Raw genomic sequence first — 7,980 nt, 5'->3', positions numbered from 1 at the left:
AAAAACCGCCGAGACGGTGATCTACGAGATCTTTCGTGAGATCACCCGCGCGGTGCGGCAGTTCAATGCCGAAAAGCTGCTGGTCATGGCCAGTCCCAAAGTGGTCGGCCGTATCCTGGAAGAAGAGTCCGCAGCAGTCGCCGAATTGGAAGAGTTCATCTCAAAAAGCATACGCTTTCAGGCTGAAGAGCATTATTCGCAGGAACAGTTCGATGTGGTTTTGCTGTAACCGCCCACCCATCCATGTCCGTTGCCACCTCGCATGAGCAAGGCCTGGCACACGGGATGGCATCGCCCTGCGCGTGCCCTGGGTTGGACCGTGGGCATTGCGGTGATCACCCTTGCGGTGATCGTTGCCCTGACCCAGTTGTTCCTGCCGCTATTGGCACGTCATCCGCAATGGGTGGCGGCCCAGTTGACCGCGCAGCTACATCGCCCGGTCAGCTTCGCCGCAATGGACGGGCACTGGCAGGGCTCCGGGCCCTCCTTTCTGCTGCGCGATGTCACCGTCGGGCCGGGCGAGGGCGGCGGTATGGCGCTGCGTATCCCCCAGGTCGAGCTGAAACTGGATTTCGGCGGATGGCTGTTACCGTCGCGGCACCTGGTCAACCTGCGTGCCCGCGGTCTGCAACTGGATCTGGCGCACGAGATCGACGGCACCTGGCACATCAACGGTATAGGCGTCAGCGGCGGGACGGATCGCCAGAACGTTTCGCTGGGGCGCCTGTCGGTCGGCCTGTGGCTTGACGACCTGCGCCTGGATATCAACGACAAGCGCACGGACAAGCACTACATCCTGATCGCCGACCAGGTGCGCCTGAGTCGGCAGGGAGGGCGTATCCGCGCCGGCATGCTGCTGCATCGCGAGGGCACGATAGGGCGGCTGCGCGGCGCGGGCGATTTTCGCGAGGACGGTCTGGACGGCCGTCTATGGCTCAGTGGCGTGGATGCCGACCTGCGCGACATGCTGGCGGGGATCGACCTGGGCGGTTACCAGGCGCTGGCCGGGCGCGGTACGTTCGCCAGCTGGCTGGACTGGAAGCAGGGCAAGGTCGTCCGTAACCTGACCCGCTTCGATCTGGATGGCCTGGCGGTGCAGACACCGTCCGGCGTCCGGGTGCAGGCGCCGCCCCTGCATGGCCGGGCGCAGCTTCTGCGCATCGAGGACGGTTTCGATATTCGCTGGCTCGGCGACGATGGCAGCGCGCTGGCATTGCAACTGCATCAGCTCGATACCGTCCAGGCTCGCGGCGAAGTGGCTGCCAGCCATCTGCAACTGGGCCCGCTATTGCCCTGGCTGGCGCTCAAGCCGCAGTTGTCTGTCGGTCTGGCGCAATGGCTGGGGCAGGGCAAGCCGCGTGGCGAAATCGTCAGCGCGGGGATGCGGTTCAGTCGCAACGAAGGCCTGACCTATCTCGAGGCGCGCTTTCAGGGCCTGGGCATCGATCCGATCGGCAAGCTGCCAGGGTTGACCAGCCTGCAGGGCGAGTTCCGCGGCGATCCGGAGTCGATGTCGCTCAGTCTTCCCGCCCAGGCAACGACCGTCAGTTTCCCCCATACCTTCCGCAAACCCTTTGCGATGTCCCGGTTGGCTGGCGACATTGCTTTCTGGCACGAGGACGACGCGTTCCATATCGGCACCGAGCAGTTCGACTTCGATGGCGAAGGTTTCAGCGGCCAGGCTCGCGGCCAAGCCGCGCTGCCGGATGCTGGCGGCCGTCCTTTCCTGGATCTCTATGCCAGGCTGGATCACGCCAACGTCGAAGCTGCCAAGCTCTTCTGGCCGATCGACTCCATGCCGCCATCGGCGATCGATTGGCTCGATCGAGCGCTGGTCGACGGCAACGTCAATCGTGGCGACGTGCTGATTCGCGGCGACCTGCACGATTGGCCTTTCCGTCACAACGAAGGCCGCTTCGAGGCGCGCGCCGAGATCAGCGATCTGGTGCTCGATTACGGGCGGAATTGGCCGCGTGCCGACGGCATCGTCGCGGTGGCCAACTTCATCAACAATGGCATGCAGGTCGAGGCGAGTGCCGGGCAATCTCTGGGCAACAAGGCGGAGAAAGCCGTTGCCATCATTCCGGATTTTGCCAATACCACGCTAGACCTGACCGTCAACGGTTCCGGTACCGGCCCGAGCATGATCGACTTCGTACGTTCCAGTCCGATCGGCAGCCGACAAGCGGACGTGCTTTCCAAGTTCAGCCTGACCGGCGGCGGCAACTTCGGTTTTCACCTGGTTCTGCCGATCAAAGATGCCAAGGATTTCACCCTCGATGGCCAGGCGCAGCTCAAGGACATCGATTTCAATGCACCGGATTGGAACGTCAAGCTGGACAAGCTCGGCGGGCCGGCGACGTTCGATGCGCATGGCTTTCATGCCGGCCCGCTGGATGCCGGATTCCGCGGCCAGCCGGCTAAGCTGGACCTGGCGATCGCTGGCGCAACCGGGCAGCCGGATACGGTATTTTCGGCGCGCCTCAACGGACGCTACAGCATCCCGGAGCTGATCCAGGGCTACTCGCCCTTGCAGTGGCTCAACGACGTTGCAGACGGTCGCAGCGAATATACGATCGGCTTCGATATTGCTTCCGCTGCCAAGGCCGGACAGTCGGCACAGACGCTGAGTATCGACTCGGCGCTGACCGGTACCGCGCTGAAATTCCCGGCGCCGTTGAACAAGGAGGCCGATGCCACCCTGCCGTTACATCTGACCCTCGGCCTGCCGGTCAATGGTGGAGACTTGCAGCTTGCCTTGGGCTCGGTGGCGCGCGCGCGTCTTCGACTGCCCGATGGCGACGCCAAACCCTTGGCGGCGAGCATCCTGTTCGGTACCGGTACGCCCGACATTTTGCCCAACAAAGGCATGCGTATTCGCGGTCATGCCGGCAAACTGGATGTCAGCGGTTGGGTGCAGGCCAGCATGTCCGGCAACGGTCCGGGCGGGCCGGGCCTGGAAAGTGTCGACGTCCAGGCCGACGAAGCGCAGGTCTTCGGACGGCTGTTTGCCGATATGGGCATCAAGACGACGGTGCAGCCCAACTCGCTCAGCATCGACGCCGTCAGTGGTGGCTTGGCCGGGCATTTCGACGTGCCTACCGACGATCTGCGCAAGCGCGGTGTCACTGCTCGCTTGCAGCGCCTGTACTGGCCCAAGGACAACACGCCGGCAGCGAAAAAAGAAATCACGGGTGCGCCGGCGCCGGCCTCCACGGCGGGCGAAGCGGAGGTACAGCCGCCGGCACATCCGGAGGCTACCGGGATGAACCCCTCGGCGTTGCCGCCCTTCCACCTATGGATCGGCGACCTGCGCTTCGGCGATGCCCGGCTGGGCGAGGCGCGCTTCGAATCCTGGCCGACCGATCGCGGCATGCATATCGACCAGATCCGCACGCAATCGCGCAGCGTGCAGATCAATGCCGCGGGCGATTGGAACGGCACGCCGGAAAACAGCCATACCCATCTGCGCATCGATTTCTCCGCGCAAAGTCTGGGCGACATGCTCGACGCTTTCGGCTATCAGGGCCTGGTCGCCGGCGGCAAGACGAGTGCCCAGATCGATGCGACCTGGCCCGGCTCGCCGTCGGGCATGGATCTGGCCAATATGGACGGCAAGCTCAGCGTCAACGTCAGCACTGGCCGCATTCCGGAAGTCACGCCGGGCGTGGGTCGCTTGTTCGGCCTGGTCTCCGTGTTGGAACTCCCACGCCGCCTCTCGCTGGATTTCGGTGACGTATTCGGCAAGGGGCTGGGCTTCGATTCGATCACCGGCGATTTCGCGTTAGCCAATGGCAATGCGACCACCGAAAACATGAAGATCCTGAGCCCGGCAGCGGCCATCTCGATCACCGGCCGCACGGGTTTGCGCACCAAGGACTATGACCAGCAGGTGGTGGTCATTCCGCATGTCGGCAACAGCTTGCCAGTGGTCGGCGCGGTGATCGGCGGCCCGATCGGTGTGGCCGCAGGCGTGGTGGCACAGGGCCTGCTCGGACATGGCCTCAATCACGCCGCGGCCAAGCGCTATCGAATCAGTGGCACGTGGGACAAGCCGGTGATCGCGCCGGCGGACAAAAGCGCGCCGGCGCCGGCCGCATCGACCGCGCCGTGAAGCGCGCGCCTTTTACGGTGCGCGCTCTTCGGTGGTTACCGGCTTCGTACTGCCGTTGAACGGAAACATCTGCTGGCGGAAGAAACCGTCTGGCATGTAGTCGCCGACGACACCGTACTTTTCTGGAAATGTCTTGGGCGACTTCACCGCCGTGCCGAAGAGATAATCCAGGAACGCATAGTGCGCGGCGTAATTCTTGTCGATGGCTTCCTCGTCGGAAGCGTGATGCCAGTGATGAAAATCCGGCGTCACGATGACGTACTTGAGCGGCCCCCACGGCAGATGCACATTGGCATGATTGAACACGGCCTGGAAGCCGACCACGATGATGTAGGCGTTCATCACCGCTTCGCTGAAACCCAGGATGTACAGCGGCGCAAGCACGCAAACGCGTGTGAAGATCAGCTCGAGAATGTGCTGGCGTGATCCAGCCAGCCAGTCCATGGTCTTCACGCTGTGATGCACCGCATGGAAGCGCCACAGCCACGGCACTTCGTGATAAGCGCGATGGGTCCAGTATTGCGCGAGGTCGGCAACCAGGATGCACAAGAGCAGCTGCGGCACGAACCAGATGTTGTGCACTATTTGCTGGAACTGACTGCTTTGCAGCCATCCGAACAGGTGATGCAACAGGAAGTTCACCACCAGCAAGATCAGGCCGACGATGAAGTGATTCACTGCGAAGTGCTTCAGGTCGGTCTGCCATTCCTTGCGGAAAACGGCCTGTCCCTTGTATAGCGGAAATAGTTTCTCGATCGCCACGAAGATCAAGGTCGAGCCGAGCAGGTCCAGGATGAACCAGTCCAGCCCCACATAAGGCGTGTGGTCCGGAAAGTTGCCCACCGGCACGCGCGAGCCGCCCAGCGCCGTCGCGGCGATCACCATCGCGAACGCCAGCAAATTTAGATTCCGCCGACGCTGAAGAATGATATTGCCGAGCGCGATGCCGCCCGAAACCAGCAGGCCGCCCAGCAGAAGTTGACGCAGCAGGTCGACGGAGTACTTGTGGCGCAACTCCGGCGTTGTCAGGTATTGCGGATAATGGAAAGCCAGCACGCCAAGCAGGCAAAGGAAGCCCAGCGACAGGGCGATCACTGTGGTTACGCCGGTGCTGCTGCCGCGCAGGTGTCCATCCTTCTTCAGCAGTTCACGTGCTTCGTCCACCGGTGCCTTGGCGCGGTCGACGATCTGATGCAGGACATCGGGCTTGCTTGAATCGCTCATGGGTGTTCCTTCACAAGATTTGCACGGATGTTACAAGCACTGGATCGGGGATTGGCGTCGCCGCTTTAAAGCGGCCGCGTTCTCCCCCATATTGGTAGCCTGTTTCCCCTAGCGACGCCCCCATCCATGGATTCCCCGATTGCCCTGGCCACGAGCCGACTGTTGACCCCGGGTGGCCTCGCCACCAGCGACCTGGAGCGCGTTTTCGCCCAGCTGATGGGGCCGTCGATCGATGCGGCCGACCTGTATTTCCAGCATTCCCGTAATGAGTCGTGGGTGCTGGAGGAGGGCATCGTCAAGGACGGTAGCCATTCGATCGAGCAGGGTGTGGGGGTGCGCGCGATCAGCGGGGAAAAAACCGGCTTTGCCTATTCGGATGAGATCGTGCTGCCACAGCTGCTCGATGCCGCCCGGGCGGCCCGTGCCATCGCGCACGACGGCAACGGCGCAGGCCGGCCGCTGGCGCTGAATGGCGCCAAGGCCATGTACCCGGGGATCGACCCGGTCGAAAGCTTGCCCAATCCCGACAAGATCGCCTTGCTGCGTGAAGTGGACGCGTATGCGCGTTCGCGCGACCCGCGCGTCAAACAGGTGGTGGTGAGCCTGGTCGGCGGGATGGATACCGTCCTCGTAGCCGGTTCCGACGGCACCCTGGCGGCCGATGTGCGGCCACTGGTGCGTCTGAATATCCATGTGATCGTCGAACAGAATGGCCGACGCGAGCAGGGGCAGTCCGGCGGGGGCGGTCGCTATGGCTACCGCGAACTGATCGCCAATGGCCGCGCCCTGGCTTTCGCCGATGAAGCGGTGCGCCAAGCCCTGGTCAATCTCGAGTCGGTCGACGCGCCAGCCGGCAGCATGACGGTAGTCGTTGGGCCCGGTTGGCCGGGCGTGCTGCTGCACGAGGCCATTGGCCATGGCCTGGAAGGCGATTTCAATCGCAAGGGCAGCTCGGCCTTCGCCGGTCGCCTGGGCCAGCGCGTGGCGGCACCGGGCGTGACCGTGGTCGACGACGGCACCTTGCCCGGTCGCCGCGGCTCTCTGAGCGTCGACGACGAGGGCACTCCGACGTCATGCACCACGCTGATCGAGGACGGCATCCTCAAAGGCTATATGCAGGACAAGCTCAACGCCCGTCTGATGGGCATGGTCCCGACCGGCAATGGCCGTCGCGAATCGTTCGCTCAACTGCCGATGCCGCGCATGACCAATACCTACATGCTCGCCGGCCAGCACGATCCTCAGGAAATCATCCGCTCGGTAAAAAAGGGCCTGTACGCCGTGAATTTCGGTGGCGGCCAGGTCGATATCACCAACGGAAAGTTCGTGTTCTCCGCTTCCGAGGCGTACCTCATCGAAGATGGCAAGGTCACCCGTCCGGTCAAGGGCGCCACGCTGATTGGCAGCGGCCCGGATGTGCTTACCCGCGTCTCGATGATCGGCAACGATCTGGCGCTGGACGAGGGTGTGGGCGTATGTGGCAAGGATGGCCAGAGCGTGCCCGTGGGCGTGGGCCAGCCGACGCTGCGTGTGGACGGCATGACTGTCGGCGGCACCGCTTCCTGAACGGACGTCCAGACGTCCGCTTCTCCGGATTCGTTCGCCGGGCATAAATATAGAGCGCAAAGTCATTTCGCTTCCCGCCTCCGCTGAATGAAAGTTCAGTGGGGGCGTGCCGTTCTTGCGCGGCAGAGCCGATCGATGGTTTTCGGAGGCGTTCAAATGAGCGAAGTGACATCCACCTTGCCCACAGGTGCGCAAGCGTCGGAAAGCGTTGCGACACGGCGCGGGCGAGGCCTGTTCTCGAACGAGGATTGGTGGTCGGTCTGGCTGGGTCTTGGGTTGATTGTCGTGGCCTGGGCGTTGTTCGCCTCAGGGTCCAGCATCAAATGGCTGGCGGTGGCGCCGGCGAAATGGAGCGAAGTGGGCCAGGCGGTCGGTGACCTCACCGCGCATTTGCCCAACTACGTTGCCCTATTCGCCTTGTTCGCCCTGCTGTTCGGCTCGGGCCTGGCGGTGCTGGGGCAGCGGCTGGTGCATTTCCTGCCGTCGTTCCTGATCTTGTTCGTCGCCGCGGTAGCGATCTTCTTTGTCGGTGCGTGGACGCAGGCGTCGCATTACAACCTGGAGCCGCCGCTGGTGGCATTGGTACTGGGTTTGCTGGTATCCAACCTGGTGCGTTTGCCGGAATGGTTCCTCGCTGGATTGCGCGTAGAGTTCTATATCAAGGTCGGCATTGTGTTGCTCGGCGCGACGTTGCCGTTGACCTTGTTCGTCTGGGCGGGCCCGGTGGCGGTAGGGCAGGCTACCATTGTGTCGCTGGTGACATTCTTCACGATCTTTCTGGCCGGTCGCGCGCTGGGCCTGGATAAGCGCTTTGCCGCCGTGCTGGGCGTCGGCGGCGCGGTATGCGGTGTCTCGGCTGCGATCGCTTCGGCAGGTGCGGTGCGTGCCAAGCGCGAGCAAGCATCGGTCGCCATCACACTGGTGGTCCTCTGGGCTATCGTGATGATCTTCGTGCTGCCGTTCGCATCGAAAGCGCTCGGTTTGTCTACCGGCGTGGCAGTCAATATCGTGGTGGGCTATGTATTGTCGGCGCATCTGTTTGCCGGCCATTGGGACGGATTGCATTGAAGCAGGAG

4 protein-coding genes and 1 pseudogene are annotated in these 7,980 nt (G+C 63.1%); 4 read left to right on the top strand and 1 reads right to left on the bottom strand.

Annotation, left to right across the window (positions count from 1 at the left end):
- Positions 1–229: pseudogene (locus tag VIM98_RS18545) on the top strand (Rne/Rng family ribonuclease); the annotation flags it as partial.
- A gap of 33 nt (positions 230–262) precedes the next feature.
- A complete protein-coding gene (locus VIM98_RS18540; RefSeq protein ID WP_331994585.1) occupies positions 263–4,114 on the top strand; it encodes a YhdP family protein in 3,852 nt (1,283 codons plus the stop codon).
- A 12-nt stretch (positions 4,115–4,126) separates the two neighbouring features.
- On the opposite strand, the gene VIM98_RS18535 is transcribed toward VIM98_RS18540, so the two are convergent.
- Positions 4,127–5,338 (bottom strand): sterol desaturase family protein, encoded by a 1,212-nt coding sequence (locus tag VIM98_RS18535; RefSeq protein ID WP_331994584.1) that lies wholly within the window; start codon positions 5,336–5,338, stop codon positions 4,127–4,129.
- Between the two features lie 126 nt (positions 5,339–5,464).
- Between VIM98_RS18535 and tldD the strand changes: the two genes are divergently transcribed.
- Positions 5,465–6,904 (top strand): metalloprotease TldD, encoded by a 1,440-nt coding sequence (tldD, locus tag VIM98_RS18530; RefSeq protein WP_331994583.1) that lies wholly within the window; start codon positions 5,465–5,467, stop codon positions 6,902–6,904.
- Between the two features lie 156 nt (positions 6,905–7,060).
- Complete coding sequence (locus VIM98_RS18525) at positions 7,061–7,972, top strand: YeiH family protein (protein WP_331994582.1); 912 nt, start codon at positions 7,061–7,063, stop codon at positions 7,970–7,972.
- Positions 7,973–7,980 lie beyond the last annotated feature (8 nt).

It is taken from the genome of Dyella sp., assembly GCF_036568765.1.
Classification (GTDB): Bacteria; Pseudomonadota; Gammaproteobacteria; order Xanthomonadales; family Rhodanobacteraceae; genus GSA-30.
This window is presented reverse-complemented; position numbering and strand designations above follow the sequence as displayed.